The organism is Ruegeria sp. AG7 (assembly GCF_056541545.1).
In genome coordinates this window covers 56518-75627 of sequence record NZ_JBQFYP010000002.1, presented here as the reverse complement: position 1 = coordinate 75627, position 19110 = coordinate 56518, and the positions used below count along the sequence as shown (strand labels likewise).

Genomic DNA, 19110 nt, shown 5'->3' with positions numbered 1-19110 from the left:
ATTGAATTTCGGCAATTTACCATCCCTCAAGCCGTGCATCCAATTCGAAATTCTACTCATAACTTGCAAAAGTTGCATGTTAGACGTCCTTCGCCTATTTAACCTCCATGCGCCTGGAATGGATCGATGACATATTGGCTGTTTTGGATAGCGGTTCCTTGACACGAGCCGCTGAGAAGCGGCTTCTCACTCAATCTGCCTTCACTCGGCGGATACGGCTTATCGAAAACAGCATCGGAGCCACCCTGTTTGACCGCCGCCACAAGCCAGTATCACTTATGCCTGGCATTCAGTCATTAGAGCCCGAACTGAGAGAGCTTAGTACGCGGCTGCACAAACTGCGACATGTGCTGAAGACAGCGAATGACCAAACCGGGAAATCACTGTCGTTTGTGTGCCAACATGCTTTGACGACAACGATTTCGCCTAAGATCGTGGAAACGCTGACCGAGAATGACGATATCTCAATTCACGTGCGATCGGGGAACCAGGACGAATGTCTGTTGAACCTGATCTCAAAACAGGTCGATTTCGCGATCATGTATTCGATCCCGGGCGACGAAATAAGCAGTGTTGGTGACGCATTCGAAGCCAAGACACTTGGCGCGGACACTTTGATTCCCGTTTGCGCACCCTCTGTTCGCAACAAAATCACCAGCGCGGCACTTCCGGTCATAGGCTATCCGTCCGATGTGTTTCTGGGGCAAGTTTTCGCTCGGAAAATCGCGCCGCGATTACCAGAGGAAACCACACTTGTGGCCAGAGCTGAAACGGCCCTGACATTTGCGATGCAACAATATGCCTTGAATGGAATTGGCGTTGCCTGGTTACCTCATTCTCTGGTTGCTGCGTCCCTGGCAACAGGTCAGCTTCAACGCGCTGACAGCACACTTCCTTCACAGGAACTGACAATCAGGATGTTTCGTTTTGCAGTTGCTCAGTCCGAATATTGTGAGCAAATCTGGCAAAGCTTTGATGCGCTTCCACTCGATTTCGCTACGTTGCATTATTGATCTGACGTCGAAGTAAACAACTTCCAGAACGCGGATGAGTGCGGCCCAAGGCAGCCCACCTATTCAAGGTGAACCCTAGTGGTATGCCCGCATCGGAACTTCTCACGGGATTCTGGCCCTAATTCGGCTCTGGTTACTCTGCCGCTGATGTTACCCTGTCCGGTGCGGTCAACCGCTGCCATGCGTCGTACTGGGCGAGAAAGATTTGTCCGTTGAGGTCGTCGAGGAAATGCGACTGTTTCAAGCGGTCCATGACGGGGCCTTTGACTTCGGACAAGTGCAGACCAACGCCCATGTCACGCAGGCGGTGGTTGATGGCCTCAAGGCTTTCGAGGGCTGAAAAGTCGACCTCGTTCACCGCCGAGAACATCAAAACCACGTTGCGGATTTCGCAACCCTCGGTCACACGCGCCTGGATCAGATCTTCGAGGAAACGGGCGTTCACGAAATACAGGCTTTCATCGACCCGCAGCGTCACAAGTGACGGCTCGGTGTCGACTTTGTGGCGATTGATATTGCGGAAGTGCTGCGTGCCCGGCACAAGCCCGACCTCGGCCACATGCGGGCGCGAGGTTTTGTAGAGATGCAGAAGGATCGAAATCGCCACGCCGCTGGCCACACCGGTTTCGACCCCGGCCAGCAAAGTCAAAACGATGGTGGCGGCTACGGCGGTAAAATCGGCGCGCGAATATCCCCAGGTCTTTTTCAGGATCGACGTGTCCACAAGGCTTAGCACCGCAACAATGATCGTCGCGGCCAGGGTGGCCTTGGGCAAAAAGTACACCAGCGGTGTCAGGAACAGCGCGGCAATCGCCAGACCACCAGCGGTATATATGCCTGCCGCCGGGGTTTCCGCCCCCGCATCGAAGTTCACGACCGATCGTGAGAACCCGCCGGTGACCGGAAAGCCGCCGGTAAACGCCGCGCCCAGGTTGGCTGCGCCCAGACCGATCAACTCCTGATCGGGGTCCACGCGCTGGCGTTTCTTGGCAGCCAGCGTCTGCGCAACCGAGATGCTTTCGACAAAACCGATGATCGAGATCAGGATCGCTGGTACCAGCAATGCACCGATGAGGTCCGAGGACAGCCCCGGAAAAGTCAGCGGCGGAAGGTTCTGAGGCACGTCGCCGACGATCTTGACGCCCTGCGCATCCAGCCCGAACCCCCAGACGACAACTGTGGTCACCACCACGGCAGCAACTGGTCCGGCCTTGGTCAGCACGTCAGCCAGCAGGGGTGTCACCCCCATGCGCCGCAACGCGGGTTTGAGGTTCTTGCGCACCCAAAACAGGAACGCAGTGGCCAGCACGCCGATGATTACCGTTAGCCAATTGGTCTGCCCAAGGTTTTCGAAGATTGAGCCCAGCATCCCTGGCAGGGTATGCCCATGGGCGCTGACACCCAGAATGTGCTTTAATTGGCTGGTCGCAATCAGGACACCCGACGCGGTAATGAAGCCTGCGATGACAGGATGGCTGAGGAAATTGGCCAGAAAGCCCAGTCGAAAAACGCCCAGCAGCACCAGAATGCCACCCGACAGGAAAGCCAGTGTCAGTGCCGCCACCATGTATCCGGCCGTGCCCTGCTCGGCCACCTGCCCCACGGCGCTGGCTGTCAGCAGCGACACAACCGCCACCGGCCCCACCGCCAACGCCCGGCTGGTGCCAAAAACTGCATAAAGGATGATCGGTAGAATCGAAGCATAGATCCCGGCCTCAGGCGGCAGCCCTGCCAGCAAGGCATAGGCCAAGGACTGTGGGATCAGCATGATCGTGACGATCACAGCCGCGATCAGATCATTCGACAGCGACGCCCGGCTATACTGGCGACCCCAGTCAAGAATAGGAAGGAAACATAAAAGGCTCTGCATGGGTTCACGTCCTGAGAAAGCGGCGGCCAGAGCGCGGGAGGCTCTGACCGCCATACCGTGGCCCGTCGCACATTTGGTGAAGGCGGAACAGACCAGAACTTAAATCGGTTCTTCCGGTGTCAGTTTCGAGAGGTGTCAATCGGTCGCCACCTTCAGTGGTTCGGGCTTGGCCAACCACTCTTTGCCCTTCAGCATCGCGGACCAGTAGATCGGCGGCAGCAGTTTCTCTTTCAGCAGCCACGCCAACCGGCTGGGTTTGGTTCCGTCGATCAGAAATTTCGGGAAGCTGGGTGTCATCACTCCACCATAAGCGAACTCGGCCAGAACGATCTTGCCACGCTCGACCGTCAACGGGCACGAGCCGTAGCCATCATAGGCGGCAACCGGGCCGCGGCCCTGAATGTCTGCCACGATATTATCGGCCACGGTCGGTGCCTGTTTACGCGCCGCCGCTGCGGTTTTGGCGTTGGGCGCGTTCATCACGTCGCCCAGCGACCAGATATTGTCAAAGTTCTTGTGGCGCAGTGTCGCCTGATCAACATCGACCCAGCCCGCCGCGTCCGCCAGCGGCGACACGCGAATAAAGTCCGGCGCGACCTGTGGCGGGCAGACATGCATCATGTCAAACTCGACTGTGACCAAATCCGGCTCGGCGTCGGGCACTGCAACCTTAAAGGTCGCTTTTTTCGCCGCCCCATCTACCGACACCAGATTGTGAAAGAAATTCAGCGAGGCGTCGTATTTTCTGACGTATTCCATCAGCGCCGGGACATAGTCCTTGACCCCGAACAGCACACCGCCAGCGTTCATGAACTGGATGTCGATATCCTTCAGAACGCCGCGCCGGAACCACGCATCGCCCGACAGATATAGGGCTTTTTGTGGCGCACCCGCGCATTTGATCGGCATCGGCGGCTGCGTGAACAGCGCCCGGCCCTCCTTAAGCCCTTCGACAAGCTGCCAGGTGTAGGGCGCCAGGTCATAGCGGTAGTTCGAGGTCACCCCGTTGCGGCCCAAGGTTTCTTCCAGCCCTTCGACCGCGCTCCAGTCCAGCTTGAGCCCCGGAGACACGACAAGACGGTCGTATTTCACCACGCGACAGCCATCCAGAATAACGGCATTGTTCAGCGGCTCGAAGGCAGCAACTGCCGCCTTGATCCACTTCACCCCGCGCGGGATCAGGGATCCCATCGTCTTGGCGGTCTGTTCTGCGGAGAAGACGCCCCCGCCCACCAACGTCCAGCCGGGCTGATAATAATGCACGTCAGACGGATCAATGATGGCAATCGACAGGTCGGATTTGCGCGCGTGCAGGCTGGCCGCAGTGGCAATACCGCCAGCCCCACCGCCCACGATAACCACGTCGAAGGATGCGTCGCCCGTGTCGGTCGGCGTTTTCCCACCATTGGCAATGCGGCGGGCGACGCCGCTCATGTCATAACCGGCGACCTTGGTGGCTGACAGGATCTCGGATACCGGACGCTTGTGCGCCGCCTCGTTCAACGACCACAAAGTGGCCGAGCGCGTGCCGGTCCGGCAATAGGCCAGAACCGGACCCGGCAACTCGGTCAGCGCGCTGCCAAAGGCCTCGGCGTCCTCGTCCCTGACGATCCCGGTTTGCACTGGAACATAGCGCACCTCGAGACCCAGTTTTTCCGCAGCTACCTCGATCTCCTCGAAAGTCGGCTGATCGGCACCTTCGCCATCGGGACGGTTGCAAATGATGGCACGAAAGCCCGCGCCTTTTATCGCCTCGATGTCATTTGGCGTAATCTGCGGCGACACCGAAACTGCGCCTGATATCTTTCTGATGTCCATGGGTGCCTCTTGCGTTCAGAGCTTGTTGACTGGGACTTTGAGCATCTGGTTCCCGTCCTGGTCCGTTGGAATGCCGCCCGCCCGGATGTTGACCTGAATCGAGGGGACGATCAGTGTCGGCATTGCCAGCGTCGCGTCGCGCTCGGACCGCATTTTGATGAACTCGTCCCTTGTCTTGCCGCCGCCCACGTGAATGTTGTGGGCCTTCTCCTCGGCCACCGTGGTTTCCCACTGGATGTCACGCCCGTTGGGACCATAATCGTGACACATGAATAGCCGGGTTTCGTCCGGCAGGCTGAGCACCTTGTGAATCGAGTCATATAACGTCCCCGCGTCGCCCCCGGGGAAATCGGCCCGCGCCGAGCCACCGTCAGGCATGAACAACGTGTCGCCCACAAAGGCTGCATCCCCGACAACATGCACCATGCAGGCGGGTGTGTGGCCCGGCGTATGCATGGTAAAGGCGGTCATGTTGCCGATCTTGTAGGTCATGCCATCGACGAACAGGGCGTCAAACTGGCTGCCGTCCCGCTGAAACTCGGTGCCTTCATTGAAGATCTTGCCAAACACGTCTTGCACGATCTTGATGTTTTCACCGATGCCGATCTTGCCGCCCAGCTTTTTCTGGATGTAAGGCGCGGCTGACAGGTGGTCGGCATGGGCGTGGGTCTCAATGATCCATTCCAGCTTGAGGCCCCTCTTCTCAACCTCGGCAATCAGCATGTCGGCATGGCCAAACGTAATGCGGCCAGCGGCATAATCGATATCCATGACACTGTCGATAATCGCACAGGCATTCGAGGTCGGGTCCGCAACAATATAACTGATCGTCGCCGTCGCCTCGTCGTAAAAACCCTGAACATCGGGCTTCACGCTCAGATCAACTGGGTAGCTTCCAATCGGCGTCGCTATCGCGTCGGCCATTTTCTGGTTGTGTATCTCGATTGACTTCTGATCATTCATGATCTTGCCTCCTAACTGGCGCGGATCCGTTACCCGTTTCCGCCGCGTGTCATCATCATTTCGTGGACGGCGTCCATGCCGCGATCCGCCATCGCGCTCACTTCGGCCGCATGGATATGCATGGCTTTGGCTATTTCCGGATCGTCAGATGTTTGCACCACTACGATCCCTTCAGAGGTCACTTCGATATCCGAGGTGATCTTGTCGCCATGTTGAAAAAATATGTCGAGGGTCGGGCTCTGAATGATGATCATCGGATCATCCTTGCGACTCACCCGATCGATCATCTCGGCAACATGGGAGACCAGAGCATCCATGACATCCGGGTCGGAAGATCTTGTGACAGTGCGAATACCGTTGGGAAGGTTTTCAACCTCGCGTGTGATCGTATCGAAATTGCGGAACATCACAGCCAGCTCGGCGCTTTCCTCGGGCGTCGCGTTCTCGCCCCTCAGCCCCAGCATGTTGACCTCGTCGTGGCCTTGCCCGTCTGCACCATGACGATGCTCTGCCCGTTCACCGGTCATTCCCTGGCGATGCCCGTGCCCGGACATCAGAAAGATGTAACTGCCAGCCGCGCCGACCAAAGCAGCAACAAGCAACGCAATGGCGATGCCGCCGAACGTCCGGGCGGGATTGCGGTCATTCATCTTTGTCTCCTCCGTTTCTGCCAACCCTCATCCGGCCTTCGCGTGAGACCTGCAATCACCATGGCGGTATGAAAAGTTGAGGAGTAAATATAACTTTGAAACCCCGACTTCAGTGACAAAGTCACGAAACCGGAAAATTTCCCGAAATGGTCAGGTGCTTTGAGCCAACTGTTCCAAAGCCGCCTTGTTGGTTATCGCAATGCGCCCCCGCGATTGTGTAATCATCTCGCGTTTTTGAAAGTCCTGCAAAATCCGCGATACGACTTCACGCGCGGTGCCCAGTTCGCTGGCGAGTTGCTGATGCGTTGCCTGAATGTCTTCCCGACCCCCGGACAGAACCAGAAGGCGTTCAGCAAGGCGAATATCCAAGTGCCCGAATGCCACGTCATCGACTACCCGCAACAGATCAATCAGCCGGCGCGAATAGGCCTCGAACACAAACTCACGAAATGCGTCTTCTTCCGAGACCAGACGGTCAAAGGCATGTTTCGGCAAGGTCACCGCCGTTACGTCGGTTTCGGCAATACCTTCAGCGTTATATGCTTCTTCTGCCAGCATGCAGGCCGTCGTCAGCACACAGCTTTCCCCCGCCTCGACCCGATAGAGCACGATCTCGCGGCCCGAATCCGAACTTTGAGAAACGCGGATCCGTCCGTCATACAAGAACAACAGGCTGTCGGGGACGTTGTCAGGGCCGAATACCTGAGCGCCTTTTGGGCACCGCACAATACGGGCCGCCGTACGTAACCTTTCACGCACAGCCTTCGGAAGGCGGCTTGTCCCGTGAAATCGCTCAGTCCAGTCCAAAATTGTCATCTTGCGTTGCGCATGGGTGCCACAATGCCCTCCTCAATCGGCGCGATACGGTTCAACGGTGCTGTCAGACGAATTCGAACCAGTCTCAGTTTGCCGCGGAAACCGCGAACCTATCCGGAACAAAGTTGACGCCACTCGGCGAGAGCGGCGGTGCGGGTCAGCTTGAAGGTGTCTCGACTGGCTAGCGATCTTTCCTGGTTGAAGTGATTGTAGACAGAGGAATGGACGGAGGCGAATTTCTGCAAACTTCGCATTCGCCTGAAACGCTGCATCGCGCGTTCGCGTCGTCGAAACGGCAGGTGCGAATTCTCGACGCGGTTGTTGAGCCACCTTCCCGTCTGTTGTTTTTCGAGCGCGCCCATTTCTCTGAGCGCAGCCATGTAGGAAGCGAAGCGATCTGTGACGATCTCTTCGGCGCAACCATGTCGCTTCATCAATTTCTTGAGGAATTTCAGCGCTGCAGCTTTGTTTCGGCGTTTGGTAACAACGGCTTCCAGCACCTCGCCTTCATGATCCACAGCCCGCCAAAGATAATGCCGCTTGCCATTCACCTTCACGAAAACCTCGTCAACGTGCCACTTCGATTTTGAAAAGGCTCTGAGTTGCTGAACACGCTTTCTTCGGATCTCTGATGCAAACATAGGGCCAAACCTGTTCCACCAATATCGGACAGTTTCGTGGCTCACGTCGATGCCTCGCTCGTGTAACAGATCTTCGACATTTCGAAGCGAGAGCGGGAAACGGATATACAGCATCACCGCAAGGCGGATTATCTCGGGGCTGGTTTTGAAGTATTTGAATGAGGCAGGTCTGGTCATGGGAAAAAGCTACGCAACCGCCCTGCCCGCCTCAAGCCAAGTTCTTCTGACAAAACCGGCTGTACAGCGTCTTGTGGGGACCATATTCCCGCGGCGCATCCCGCCAGCGCAACCCATTGCGATTGATGAAGATAATCCCACTCAACACCCGTCTGTCATCGACCCGTGGCTTGCCATGCGACTTCGGGAAGAAAGGGGCAAGTTTGGCCATCTGCTCGTCGGTCAGCCAGTAAAGATCGCTCATGACACCGCTCCGTTTTCCGAGCCGTGAATCACGCAGCGCGTTGGAAATCAATGCATCCTGACCCTAGCACCAATTATTGATTTGAAAAAACATTGCATTGAAGCCGCGGCTTATGTGAGATCCGTCGGACATTTGCGCGAGGTGCAGCATCTGGTACTTTGGGCTCTCTCTCCGATTTCGCCGCCTACATCCTGAACATCGGCTCATTGACATCCAACGGTAGCGCACCGTCCGAACCACTGCAAAATCAGGGGCTTCGCGAGATTGGCAAATGGCCGGTCTCAATCAGCCTGCCGCAATGGCATTGCCGCATGGGCACAAGGCCGTTCAGAGCCCAAAACGTCGGATGCTGCCTGGCGATCGAACTTCCGCTTAGCGATTTCACGGCAACATGGAAATTGGTTCCATCGTGTATCTCCGCCGATCCCGGATACGATAATCCTGAACTTTCGGCCAGTAAGTCCGCCACAAAAGGGATGTGACCCCCACCTGCAACAACCATTGGCTAAATGGTTTCCTATTCTAATTGCGTCCCGAAATGTGCATGGATAGGGTCATGTCTTTCACGCTGAAACAGATCAGGTATTTCGCTGCGGCTGCCGAGATGGGCTCGATCAGCGCCGCGTCGCATTCGCTGTCGATCTCGCAGAGCGCGGTGACTGAGGCGATCAAGGATCTTGAGGCGATCTTGGGCGTGAAACTGTTCGAGCGCCACCCCCGCGGCCTACACATCACGCCGGAGGGGCGGCGGTTTCAGCGCAGCGTCACCGCGATCCTGGCGGAGGTTGCGAATGCGACCCGCGTGCTGGCCGAGGGTTCAAAGCGCGTTGGCGGGCAGTTGAATCTTGGCGTGACCTCTCTGACCGCCGGCTATGTGCTGTCCGAGATGCTGTCGAAATTCCGTCGCCTTCACCCAGAAGTTGAGGTGACCGCCATCGAGGATACCGGGGAATATCTGGAGCATCTTCTGGTCGGTGGGGAGCTAGATGTCGCAGTTATGGTGACAACCAACCTGCGCAATGTTCACGCGCTTCAATCCGAGATTTTCGAGGTGTCGCCCTTTCGCCTGTGGCTTCCCATTGATCACCCGCTGGCCAAACAGCATAGCATCGCGCTGCCGGATGTGTCGGACGAACCCCTGATCGTACTTGATGTCGACGAGATGGAGCAGGAGGCGGTCAAGCTACTCTCGGCCTTTGGCAAGCGGCCAAAGCTTGCCTTTCGCACCCGAAGCGTCGAGGCAGTTCGCTCGCTTGTAGCAACTGGGGCGGGCGTCGCGATTCTGCCCGATCTAGTCTATCGCCCCTGGTCTCTGGAGGGCGATCGGATCGTCAGCCGGGATGTATCCGGGGCGCTTCCGGTGGTTCAGGTCGGGCTGGTCTGGCGCAAGGGCGCGGGGATGTCCGAATCCACGCAGGAATTTATCACGATGATGCAAACACTAACCGCGTCCGGGGTCCGGTGATGGCATTGCATATCGGAAAAGCCGATGCCAAACCATCTGATTTTTGAATTTGCGATATCGGGCCGTCGGGCTCATCCTCTCAAAAAACATATCGAACTTTGGGAGGAGTGATATGAAACGCTATCTGAAACCCTGCACGATGCTGACCTTTGCGGTCGGCATCGCAGCTCAGCCGGTCTATGCCGAGATGATGACCTCGCTCGGCGCGGGCGAAGGCCAAGTCAGCATCGTCGCCTGGCCCGGTTATATTGAACGTGGCGAAACGATGGAGGCCTTCGATTGGGTGACCGGCTTTGAGGCCGCCACGGGCTGTATCGTCAATGTCAAAACCGCGAACACCTCGGACGAGATGGTCGCGCTGATGAACGAAGGCGGGTTTGACCTTGTCACTGCGTCGGGCGACGCGTCGCTGCGCATGATCGCCGGTCGCCGGGTGCAGGAAATCAACCCGGCGCTGATCCCGTCCTGGGGCACTCTGGACCCGCGTCTGGAAAGCGCCCCCTGGCATACCGTCGACGGCAAGCATTACGGCACGCCCTACATGTGGGGCCCGAACGTGCTGATGTATAACACCGACGCCTTTGGCGGCAGCGCGCCGACCTCATGGAGTGTGGTCTTTGAAGAGCAGACCCTTCCGGACGGGCAGAGCAACTCGGGCCGCGTGCAGGCCTATGACGGCCCGATCCACATCGCCGACGCCGCGCTCTACCTGATGCACCATCAGCCCGAGTTGGGCATTGCCTCGCCCTATGAACTGAACGAAGAACAATATGCTGTGGCTCTGGATCTGCTGCGTGGTCAGCGCAAGCTGGTCGGCCGCTACTGGCATGACGCCTTCATCCAGATCGACGACTTCAAGAACGAAGGCATGGCGGCCTCGGGCTCGTGGCCGTTCCAGGTGAACCTGCTGCAGGGTGATGGCGCACCGATCGCCTCGGTCATCCCGGTCGAGGGCGCAACGGGCTGGGCCGACACCACCATGATGCATGCCGATGCCGAGCATCCGAACTGTGCCTATATGTGGATGGAACACACGCTGAGCTCGAACCTAATGAGCGACCTGTCGGTCTGGTTCGGTGCCAACCCGGCTGTGCCCGCCGCCTGTACCGATGGCCGCGGCATGCAGAATGCCGAGGGCTGCACCAAGAACGGCTTTGACGATTTCGAGCGTATCGCGTTCTGGCAGACCCCGGTCAGTAAATGTGAAAGCCAGGGCGAATGTGTGCCCTACTATCGTTGGGTCTCGGATTATATCGGCGTCATTGGCGGCCGTTGATTTGACCTGAAACCTCTGCCGTCCCGGTCCTGCGGGGCGGCAGACTGCTATCCTAGAGAGACACCATGACTACTGCCGTCCGATTCCGCGGCGTTTCCCGCCATTTCGGAAATGTGAAAGCTGTTGACCGCGTAGACCTTGAGGTTGCGCCCGGTGAGTTCTTTGCCATGCTTGGCCCGTCGGGCTCGGGCAAGACGACCTGCCTGCGGCTGATCGCCGGGTTCGAACAGCCGACCTCTGGCGAGATCGAGATTTTTGGAGCGGAATCCTCGCGCGTGCCGCCCTATCGCCGCCCTGTGAACACCGTCTTTCAGGACTATGCGCTGTTTCCCCATCTCAGCGTGACCGATAACGTCGCCTACGGGTTGATGATCAAGGGGCTGGGCAAAGCCGAGCGCCGCCGCGCCGCCGAAGAGGCGCTGGAGCTTGTCGCACTGCCGGGTTATGGCGGCCGCAAGCCCTCGGACCTGTCCGGCGGACAGCGTCAGCGTGTCGCGCTGGCCCGTGCGCTGGTCAACAACCCCAAGGTTCTGCTGCTGGACGAGCCGCTGGGCGCGCTGGACCTCAAGCTGCGCGAGGCCATGCAGGAAGAGCTGAAAAGCCTTCAACGGCAGCTGGGCATCACCTTTGTCTTTGTCACCCATGATCAGAGCGAAGCCTTGTCGATGGCCGATCGGGTTGCCGTTTTCGATCAGGGCAAGATCCAGCAAATCGGCTCGCCCGAGGATATCTATGACCGCCCCGACACGCCGTTCGTGGCGGATTTCGTGGGCTCTTCCAACGTGCTCCACCCAGAGCTGGTCCGCAAACTGACCGGCAAATCGGCCCATGCCAGCCTGCGCCCCGAGGCGATCCGCCTGACCAGTGAAGGCCCGGCGGCCACGGTGCAGTCCTGCGCCTTTCTGGGCTCGGCGACCCGTGTTTCGCTGGACTGGGATGGCGAACAGGTCGCCGTTCTTCTGCCCAAAGGCGCAGAGATACCGGTGCCGGGTCAGACTGTTCACCTGTCCTGGGAGGCCGATGCGCTTTACCTGATGGAGGGCGCTAATGGCTGACGCACGCCCAAACGGCGCGTTCGGACGCCTGTCGGATCTGCTCTGGCGCAGGCCGCGGGTTCTGCTTCTGCTGCTGATCGGCCCGCCCGCCTTGTGGCTTGGCGTGATCTATCTGGGGTCGCTCTTTGCGCTGCTTGCGCAAAGCTTCTTCTCGATTGACGAGTTCTCGGGCCTGATCAATTACGAATTCACCCTGCGCACTTATGGCGAGCTATTCCGCCCGGCCAATCTGGATATCATCCTGCGCACCGTGGTGATGGCGACCAGCGTGACCATCGCGGCCGCGGTGATCGGCTTTCCGGTCGCCTATTACGCCGCGCGTTTCGCGCGTGGGCGCTGGAAGGCGCTGTTTTATCTGGGCGTGATGCTGCCGCTTTGGTCCAGCTATCTGGTCAAGGTCTATAGCTGGAAGCTGATCCTTGCGAAGGAGGGCATCCTGAGCTGGGTCTTTGCAGAGCTGCACCTGACCTGGCTGCTCGAGGCCTACCTCTCGATCCCGGTGCTGGGCGGTAACTCGCTTTCGGTCAGCTGGACCGGCACCTTCCTTGTGTTCCTCTATGTGTGGATCCCCTTCATGATCCTGCCAATCCAGGCGGCGCTCGAGCGCGTTCCGGCCTCGATGCTCGAGGCCAGCGGAGACCTGGGCGCCCGGCCGGGCCAGACCTTTCGCCATGTGTTGCTGCCGCTCGCGCTGCCGGGTGTCATTGCGGGGTCGATCTTTACCTTCTCGCTGACGCTGGGTGACTACATCATTCCGCAGATCGTTGGCACCTCGGCCAGGATGATCGGTCAGGCGGTCTATCAGTTCCAGGGCACGGCCGGGAATATTCCGCTTGCGGCCGCCTTTGCCATCGTTCCGATCCTGATCATGGGCGTCTATCTCTATGTCGCACAACGAAAGGGGGCTTTCGATGCACTCTGACCGCGCCTCCTTCGGCCTGAAACTCGCAGCAGGGGCGGGGCTGACTTTCATGCACCTGCCGATCCTGTTGATCTTCGTCTATGCCTTCACGACCGAGGACAAATCCTATCAATGGCCGCCCCCCGGCCTGACACTGAAATGGTTCGCCGTCACCTGGGAGCGTCCGGACGTCTGGGAGGCTCTCTCCCTGTCGGTGCGGGTTGCCAGCATCTCGACCGTGATCGCGCTTCTGTTGGGCACGCTCTGCGCGGCGGCCGTGGCACGCGCCAAGTTCTTTGGTCGCGAGACGATCTCGCTGCTTGTGATCCTGCCGATTGCACTTCCCGGCATCATCACCGGCATCTCGCTGCGGGCGGCCTTTAACCTGGGGGACATCCCGTTCAGCTTCTGGACCATCGTCCTGGGCCACGCGACTTTCTGCATCGTGGTTGTCTACAACAACGCGGTGGCGCGGTTCCGGCGGACTTCGGGCAGCCTGGTCGAGGCCTCTATGGATCTGGGCGCGAATACCTTCCAGACCTTCCGCTATGTCATCCTGCCCAATATCGCCACGGCGCTTCTGGCGGGCGGCATGCTGGCCTTCGCCCTCAGCTTTGACGAGGTGATCGTGACCACCTTTACCGCCGGGCAGCAGCAGACGCTCCCAATCTGGATGTTGGAAGAGCTGGTGCGCCCCCGTCAGCGCCCCGTGACGAATGTCGTTGCCATGGTCGTGGTGCTGGTGACCTTCCTGCCGATCCTCGGCGCATATTATCTGACCCGCGGCACGGAGAGCGTGGCCGGGCAAGGCAAATAAAGTAGAAAGGGCTCCCTGATGGAAACCAACATGCTGATTGGCAATTCTTTCGAAGCAGGCACGGATCAGGAAGAAATGGTCCTGAACCCCCGCACGGGCGAGGTGATTGTCCAGATCCCCGAGGCCGACCCGGCGCAGATCGACCGCGCCGTCACGGCGGCGCGCGCGGCCTTCACCGGCTGGGCGCTGACCACCCCCGGCGAGCGCGCGGGCTATCTGCTGCGGATCGCGGATGCGGTCGAGGCCAATCTGGAGATGCTCTCCCAGCTAGAGGCATTGAACTGCGGCAAGCCGATCGACGGCGTGCGCAATGACGAGATTCCGGCGGTCGCGGATTGTTTCCGCTTCTTCGCGGGCGCAGTTCGCAACATGCATGGGCCAATTGCCGGGAATTACCTGCCGGGCCATACCAGCATGATCCGCCGCGACGCCGTCGGGGTCGTCGCCTCGATCGCGCCGTGGAACTATCCGATCATGATGATGGCTTGGAAACTGGCACCGGCCCTCGCAGGTGGTAACACCGTTGTCATGAAACCGTCCGAGCAGACGCCCCTGACCGCACTGGCTTTCGCCAAGATCCTAGCCGATATCCTGCCCGAAGGTGTGGTAAACGTGATCGCCGGCAAGGGCGGCTCGGTCGGGAACACGCTGATCAACCATGACGGGGTCGATATGGTCTCGATCACTGGGGATGTGGCGACCGGCAAGAAGGTACTTCAGGCCGCCTCGCGCACCGTCAAGCGCACCCATCTGGAGTTGGGCGGCAAGGCTCCGGTCATCGTCTATGACGATGCCGATCTATCGGCAGTGGTCGAAGGGCTCAAAGCCTTTGGCTATTACAACGCGGGGCAGGACTGCACCGCAGCCTGCCGGATCTATGCGGGCGCCGGGATCTATGAAAATCTTGTGGCCGAGCTGTCTGCCGCAGCGGCCAGCATCGTCTATAACAAAGCCGATGACAGCCTGAACGAGATTCCGCCGCTGATTTCGCCGCGCCAACGCGATCGGGTTGCCAGCTTTGTCCAGCGCGCCGCTGACCTCTCGCATGTCGAGATCGCCACAGGAGGCGCAACGGTGGACGGGCCGGGCTTCTACTACAAACCCACCGTCGTCGCGGGCGCCCGCCAGGAAGACGAAATCGTCCAGCGCGAAGTGTTCGGCCCCGTGGTCTCGGTCACCCGGTTCACCGAGGACGACCCGGTCGTCGATTGGGCCAATGACAGCCAATACGGCCTGGCCTCGTCGGTCTGGACCGGAAATATCGGCCGAGCGATGGATGTCGCCGCCAGGCTGCAATACGGCTGCACCTGGGTGAACACACATTTCATGCTGACAACGGAAATGCCGCATGGCGGGCTCAAGCAATCGGGCTATGGCAAGGACATGTCCATGTATGCGCTCGAGGATTACACCGCGGTCAGGCACATCATGGTGGCGCATTGATTGCGTGGTGCTGTCAGACGAATTCAAACCAGTCTCAGTTTGCCGCGGAAACTGCGAACCTATCCGGAACAAAGTTGACGCCACTCGGCAAGAGCGGCGGTGCGTGTCAGCTTGAAGGTGTCCCGGCTGGTGAGCGATCGTTCCTGGTTGAAGTGATTGTAGACGGAGGAATGGACGGAGGCGAATTTCTGTAAACTTCGCATACGCCTGAAACGCTGCATCGCGTGTTCGCGTCGTCGGAACGGCAGGTGCGAATTCTCGACGCGGTTGTTGAGACACCTGCCCGTCTTTTGTTTTTCGGTAGCGCCTAGCTCTCTGAGCACGGCTCTGTATGAGGCGAAGCGATCCGTGAACACGTTTTCCGTTTTTCCGTGTCGCTTCATCAATTTCCTGAGGAATTTCAGTGCTGCAGCTTTGTTCCGGCGTTTGGTGACAACGGCTTCCAGCACTTCGCCTTCGTGATCAACGGCCCGCCAGAGGTAGTGCCTCTTGCCATTCACCCTCACGAAAACCTCGTCCACGTGCCACTTCCATTTGGAGAACACGCGCAATTGCTGAACACGCTTCCGTCTGATCTCAGCAGCAAAAATCGGGCTAAACCTGTTCCACCAATACCAGACAGTTTCGTGACTCACGTCGATGCCTCGCTCGTGCAACAAATCTTCGACATTCCGAAGCGAGAGCGGGAAACGAATGTACAGCATCACTGCAAGGCGGATGATCTCGGGGCTGGTTTTGAAGTACTTGAAAGAGGCAGGTCTGGTCATGGACAAAAGCTACGCAACACCCCTACCCCGCTCAACCCAAGTTCTTCTGACAAGACCCGAGTGGGACCCAGATTGGAGAGGTCAGAGCTGCTGCTGAATTTATAGCTAGATTTTTACCTATGTGCTTTTCTCGTAGCTCATCGGCCGGTTTCGTGCTTTCGCCTGATGCAATCAGCTGTTCGCGCATGGCATTGTCAGAGGAAACCGGCTTGAGCCGGGCAGGGTGGATTTGTAGCGTTCAGGCATGACCAAACCTGATCCATTTCGCTACTTTAAAACGAGCCGTGAGATAATCCGCCTTGCAGTGATGCTTTACGTGCGGTTTCCATTATCGCTCCGCAATGTGGAAGATCTGCTGCATGAGCGCAGCATCGATGTGAGCCATGAAGCTGTGAGATTTTGGTGGCATCGGTTCGGTCCGATGTTCGCGTCCGAGATCAGAAAACGGCGGATTGCAGGCATGAATTCCAGCAAGTGGCGCTGGCATCTGGATGAGGTTTTCGTGAAAATCAACGGCGAGCGGCATTATCTATGGCAGGCTGTCGATCATGAGGGCGAAGTCCTGGAAAGCTTCGTTACAAAGACACGCGACAAGAAAGCCGCATTGAAATTCTTAAAGAAAGCAATGCGTAAGCACGGCAGTCCTGACGTGGTCGTGACGGACGGGCTGGCATCGTATGGCGCGGCTTTGAAGGAGATTGGCGCTGCAGGCAGACAGGAAACCGGTCGCTGATTGAACAACAGGGCCGAGAATTCACATCTGCCGTTCCGACGACGAGAGCGGGCGATGCTGCGTTTCAGGCGTATGCGAAGTTTGCAGAAGTTCGCCGCCGTCCACGCTTCAGTCTACAATCACTTTAATCAGGAACGCAGCCTTTCAACGAGACCAAATTTCAAGCTCAACCGCGCCGCCGCTCTGGCTGAGTGGCGTGGTCTTGGCGCGAGTTAATGGACAGTGTCACTGTCCTTGTAGAGACCAGTTCGAATTAGTCTGCCAGCACCCTCAGCACGACTCAAACCAATTTCTAAAGGCAGGACCAGCGTATTAGTCGATCTCCCTCAATAGCCACTCCGCCCGTTTGACGCTCTCGTGCGCTGTTCCGAGTTTTCGAACCAGCCTGGCTTTCCTATCAGAATTCTTCTCCATATGAATTTCGGCCTCAAGATCTGCTGCCTTCTTACGCAGCTTCTTGAGTACCTTTTGAACATGGCTGGATTTAATTTTCTCCGCTTTGCCTGCCTCAAGACGTGAGTTGTACTCGGCCAATTTTTCGGCAAGTTTTTTCAATGCCATCTGATACCCCCCGCAGATCGTCGCGCAATTTCAGCATGCTATTTGCTTTCTACGACTTTACTGTGACGTTTTTCGAATTCGTCTTCCTTAGAGAGCGCATCGGTTTCAGTCTTATACTCACCGAGTTCTTCTTCTTCCAAAGCCAACAAACGTTCGACTTCGGCCATAGCGCTGTCTCGTTCGATGTAAAAGGTTCTCGCTGCTTCGATCAGCTTACGCATCGCGCTATAGGCATAGTCCGAGTCGTTGAGAAATGAAGTTGCGGCATCGGGAGTGAGTTGGTTTTTTCGAATGAGCTGTTCTACACGGCGCGCAGCGGTCCGGGCATCTTCTTCTACTTGTGCACGTTCCTGATCAAGCCAGAGCGCACTACGCTCATCCGGTTCTGCGTCTTCAAGTTCTTTAATTTCGACGAGTATTCTGGCAATTTCAGTACGGAGGTCATCATACAGTTCGGTTGCACTCCCGGAAAACCGTACAGTGTGACGCAAGATATTCTTTCGCAGGTGTTTGACCGACTTAACCGCTTGAACGATGTCACCGGCGATATCCCTCAGTGCATAAACACGTTCCGCAACGTCTGGTTCGACACGTTTTTCCCCGACGCGCGTCGAGAATTCGACAATGGCAGAATAGAGCGTCTTGATCTTGCGCCGGTAGCTTTCCTCGATATCCATGTCGGTAGGTGTTCGACTGCTGCGAACCACCTCTGCAACGCTGTTCGCGCCAAGTACATCCTTCTTATGCAGATTCAGGCCATGCAAGATCAACGTCATCGCGTTTTCGTAGAGATGCATGACTTCCTTTCGAAGTGCGATCTCAAGAGTTTGTGGGAAATCATCGGCTGCATTGTTCAGGTACCGCGGTTGACTGACATCGGGGGTTGGTTCGACGATACTGCGTTCAAGAAAGGAGATCAGCCAACGCATCAATGGTAACATGAGCAAGACGCCGAGCACGTTAAAGATGGTATGGAACACCGCCAACTTCAGAGCATAATCTTCCGCACCGATGCCCACGGTACCACTGATCAGGTCAACCGTCTCACTCAGCGGGACTATGAAAACCAAAGCTACCGCCGCAGTCGTTGTATTGAAGATCAGGTGCGCCAATGCGAGTCGCTTGCCCTGAAAATTGGCGCTGATCGAGCCAATAATCGCCGTAATCGTGGTTCCAATATTAGCCCCGATAGCCAGAGCCAGCGCGTTTTCATAGCTTATTTGTGAAGCGGCAAGCGCGGTGAGAGTAAGCACCATCGTCGCGTGGCTCGACTGCATAATCACGGTTGCGGTAGTCCCCAACAAACAATAGACTACCAGCCCCCAAAATCCCGACAAAGCAAATCGCATTAGGTCGACCTGGTCCTTGAACGCGTCGAAACCCTCTTTCATGTAATGAATGCCTAAAAACAGAAAACCCAGTCCTCCAAGGGCGTAACCAATCCCACGGAGCACCTTCGGCTTCTGAAACACAAGAATTATGCTAAGGCCGATAATTGGCATGGCATAGGTTGCGATATTCACCTTTAATCCTAGCCCGGCGACCAACCACGCACCCGTCGTCGTTCCGATATTGGCCCCAAAGATTATCCCCACCCCACCGACCAGAGAAATAAGGTCAGCACTTAAAAATGAAATCGTGATGACCGAAACCAGTGAGCTGGACTGCAACAACGCAGTAGAGACGAAACCGAATAAGAGAGATCGCGAAACGGATTTTGTCGCTCGCTGAAGCATTCGCTCTAGTGTTCCGCCTCCAAGTAGCTTGAAGCCGTCTTCAAGCATAAGCATGCCAAACAAAAAGATAGCGATCCCAGCTGCAACCACCTGCGCGTCAGGACTTACCCAGAAGGCAATTAGTAGCGCGCCAATTGCGACGGGTAGGTAGTACTTGATCATTC

The 19110-nt window shown here is 57.4% G+C and carries 16 protein-coding genes and 2 pseudogenes; 8 read left to right on the top strand and 10 right to left on the bottom strand.

Translation table 11 applies throughout. The features are described 5' to 3' along the window. Positions 1 to 107 precede the first annotated feature (107 nt). On the top strand, positions 108 to 1013 hold the full coding sequence (locus ACR0BF_RS03345) for a LysR family transcriptional regulator (RefSeq protein ID WP_480624266.1): 906 nt from the start codon (positions 108 to 110) through the stop codon (positions 1011 to 1013). 133 nt (positions 1014 to 1146) lie between these two features. Here the strand turns inward: ACR0BF_RS03345 and ACR0BF_RS03340 are convergent, their stop codons facing one another. The 7 genes and pseudogenes from ACR0BF_RS03340 to ACR0BF_RS03310 all read right to left on the bottom strand — a co-directional run. Beyond that, positions 1147 to 2883: a SulP family inorganic anion transporter gene (locus tag ACR0BF_RS03340; protein WP_480624265.1), complete on the bottom strand. Its 1737-nt coding sequence runs from the start codon at positions 2881 to 2883 to the stop codon at positions 1147 to 1149. 135 nt (positions 2884 to 3018) lie between these two features. After that, a complete protein-coding gene (locus ACR0BF_RS03335) occupies positions 3019 to 4701 on the bottom strand; it encodes a bifunctional protein tyrosine phosphatase family protein/NAD(P)/FAD-dependent oxidoreductase (RefSeq protein ID WP_480624264.1) in 1683 nt (560 codons plus the stop codon). Positions 4702 to 4716: 15 nt separating this feature from the next. Further along, positions 4717 to 5601, bottom strand: coding sequence for an MBL fold metallo-hydrolase (locus ACR0BF_RS03330; protein WP_480604325.1), 885 nt, complete (start codon positions 5599 to 5601; stop codon positions 4717 to 4719). 92 nt (positions 5602 to 5693) lie between these two features. Then, positions 5694 to 6314 carry a hypothetical protein gene (locus ACR0BF_RS03325; RefSeq protein WP_480624263.1) on the bottom strand — a complete coding sequence of 207 codons (621 nt, stop codon included), beginning with the start codon at positions 6312 to 6314 and terminating at the stop codon, positions 5694 to 5696. 150 nt (positions 6315 to 6464) lie between these two features. After that, on the bottom strand, positions 6465 to 7130 hold the full coding sequence (locus tag ACR0BF_RS03320; RefSeq protein ID WP_480604016.1) for a Crp/Fnr family transcriptional regulator: 666 nt from the start codon (positions 7128 to 7130) through the stop codon (positions 6465 to 6467). Positions 7131 to 7240: 110 nt separating this feature from the next. Next, the gene (locus tag ACR0BF_RS03315) at positions 7241 to 7948 is read right to left on the bottom strand and encodes an IS6 family transposase (RefSeq protein ID WP_480604014.1); all 708 of its coding nucleotides are present in this window, start codon (positions 7946 to 7948) and stop codon (positions 7241 to 7243) included. A 52-nt stretch (positions 7949 to 8000) separates the two neighbouring features. Beyond that, positions 8001 to 8192, bottom strand: a pseudogene (locus tag ACR0BF_RS03310) (transposase); the annotation flags it as partial. Between the two features lie 556 nt (positions 8193 to 8748). On the opposite strand from ACR0BF_RS03310, the gene ACR0BF_RS03305 reads away from it, so the two are divergent. The 6 genes from ACR0BF_RS03305 (at position 8749) to ACR0BF_RS03280 (ending at position 15149) form a co-directional block, all read left to right on the top strand. Further along, entirely contained in the window at positions 8749 to 9657 is a 909-nt protein-coding gene (locus ACR0BF_RS03305) for a LysR family transcriptional regulator (protein ID WP_480624262.1), read from the top strand. Between the two features lie 112 nt (positions 9658 to 9769). Next, the gene (locus ACR0BF_RS03300; protein ID WP_480624261.1) at positions 9770 to 10933 is read left to right on the top strand and encodes an ABC transporter substrate-binding protein; all 1164 of its coding nucleotides are present in this window, start codon (positions 9770 to 9772) and stop codon (positions 10931 to 10933) included. Positions 10934 to 10998: 65 nt separating this feature from the next. Beyond that, positions 10999 to 11988, top strand: coding sequence for an ABC transporter ATP-binding protein (locus tag ACR0BF_RS03295; RefSeq protein WP_480521408.1), 990 nt, complete (start codon positions 10999 to 11001; stop codon positions 11986 to 11988). Beyond that, positions 11981 to 12910, top strand: a complete 930-nt coding sequence (locus ACR0BF_RS03290) for an ABC transporter permease (protein WP_209598102.1) — start codon at positions 11981 to 11983, stop codon at positions 12908 to 12910. Before ACR0BF_RS03295 ends, ACR0BF_RS03290 begins: the two co-directional genes overlap by 8 nt. Continuing rightward, the gene (locus ACR0BF_RS03285) at positions 12900 to 13706 is read left to right on the top strand and encodes an ABC transporter permease (protein ID WP_480521406.1); all 807 of its coding nucleotides are present in this window, start codon (positions 12900 to 12902) and stop codon (positions 13704 to 13706) included. Before ACR0BF_RS03290 ends, ACR0BF_RS03285 begins: the two co-directional genes overlap by 11 nt. A gap of 18 nt (positions 13707 to 13724) precedes the next feature. Further along, positions 13725 to 15149: a gamma-aminobutyraldehyde dehydrogenase gene (locus ACR0BF_RS03280; protein ID WP_480624260.1), complete on the top strand. Its 1425-nt coding sequence runs from the start codon at positions 13725 to 13727 to the stop codon at positions 15147 to 15149. A 59-nt stretch (positions 15150 to 15208) separates the two neighbouring features. On the opposite strand, the gene ACR0BF_RS03275 is transcribed toward ACR0BF_RS03280, so the two are convergent. Further along, positions 15209 to 15916: an IS6 family transposase gene (locus ACR0BF_RS03275; protein WP_480603998.1), complete on the bottom strand. Its 708-nt coding sequence runs from the start codon at positions 15914 to 15916 to the stop codon at positions 15209 to 15211. A 244-nt stretch (positions 15917 to 16160) separates the two neighbouring features. Here ACR0BF_RS03275 and ACR0BF_RS03270 point away from each other — a divergent pair. Continuing rightward, a pseudogene (locus ACR0BF_RS03270) lies at positions 16161 to 16865 on the top strand (IS6 family transposase). Positions 16866 to 16961: 96 nt separating this feature from the next. Here the strand turns inward: ACR0BF_RS03270 and ACR0BF_RS03265 are convergent. Together ACR0BF_RS03265 and ACR0BF_RS03260 are read right to left on the bottom strand one after the other, a co-directional pair. Then, positions 16962 to 17210 carry a hypothetical protein gene (locus ACR0BF_RS03265; protein ID WP_480603996.1) on the bottom strand — a complete coding sequence of 83 codons (249 nt, stop codon included), beginning with the start codon at positions 17208 to 17210 and terminating at the stop codon, positions 16962 to 16964. Between the two features lie 38 nt (positions 17211 to 17248). After that, positions 17249 to 19108, bottom strand: coding sequence for a Na/Pi cotransporter family protein (locus ACR0BF_RS03260; protein WP_480603994.1), 1860 nt, complete (start codon positions 19106 to 19108; stop codon positions 17249 to 17251). Positions 19109 to 19110: the final 2 nt, after the last annotated feature.

Excerpts from the sequence above, each read along its gene's own strand:
- ACR0BF_RS03345 (WP_480624266.1), top strand. The coding sequence starts at position 108 with ATGCGCCTGGAATGGATCGATGACATATTGGCTGTTTTGGATAGCGGT.
- ACR0BF_RS03340 (WP_480624265.1), bottom strand. The coding sequence starts at position 2,883 with ATGCAGAGCCTTTTATGTTTCCTTCCTATTCTTGACTGGGGTCGCCAG.
- ACR0BF_RS03335 (WP_480624264.1), bottom strand. The coding sequence starts at position 4,701 with ATGGACATCAGAAAGATATCAGGCGCAGTTTCGGTGTCGCCGCAGATT.
- ACR0BF_RS03325 (WP_480624263.1), bottom strand. The coding sequence starts at position 6,314 with ATGAATGACCGCAATCCCGCCCGGACGTTCGGCGGCATCGCCATTGCG.
- ACR0BF_RS03320 (WP_480604016.1), bottom strand. The coding sequence starts at position 7,130 with ATGACAATTTTGGACTGGACTGAGCGATTTCACGGGACAAGCCGCCTT.
- ACR0BF_RS03315 (WP_480604014.1), bottom strand. The coding sequence starts at position 7,948 with ATGACCAGACCTGCCTCATTCAAATACTTCAAAACCAGCCCCGAGATA.
- ACR0BF_RS03305 (WP_480624262.1), top strand. The coding sequence starts at position 8,749 with ATGTCTTTCACGCTGAAACAGATCAGGTATTTCGCTGCGGCTGCCGAG.
- ACR0BF_RS03300 (WP_480624261.1), top strand. The coding sequence starts at position 9,770 with ATGAAACGCTATCTGAAACCCTGCACGATGCTGACCTTTGCGGTCGGC.
- ACR0BF_RS03295 (WP_480521408.1), top strand. The coding sequence starts at position 10,999 with ATGACTACTGCCGTCCGATTCCGCGGCGTTTCCCGCCATTTCGGAAAT.
- ACR0BF_RS03290 (WP_209598102.1), top strand. The coding sequence starts at position 11,981 with ATGGCTGACGCACGCCCAAACGGCGCGTTCGGACGCCTGTCGGATCTG.
- ACR0BF_RS03285 (WP_480521406.1), top strand. The coding sequence starts at position 12,900 with ATGCACTCTGACCGCGCCTCCTTCGGCCTGAAACTCGCAGCAGGGGCG.
- ACR0BF_RS03280 (WP_480624260.1), top strand. The coding sequence starts at position 13,725 with ATGGAAACCAACATGCTGATTGGCAATTCTTTCGAAGCAGGCACGGAT.
- ACR0BF_RS03275 (WP_480603998.1), bottom strand. The coding sequence starts at position 15,916 with ATGACCAGACCTGCCTCTTTCAAGTACTTCAAAACCAGCCCCGAGATC.
- ACR0BF_RS03265 (WP_480603996.1), bottom strand. The coding sequence starts at position 17,210 with ATGGCATTGAAAAAACTTGCCGAAAAATTGGCCGAGTACAACTCACGT.
- ACR0BF_RS03260 (WP_480603994.1), bottom strand. The coding sequence starts at position 19,108 with ATGATCAAGTACTACCTACCCGTCGCAATTGGCGCGCTACTAATTGCC.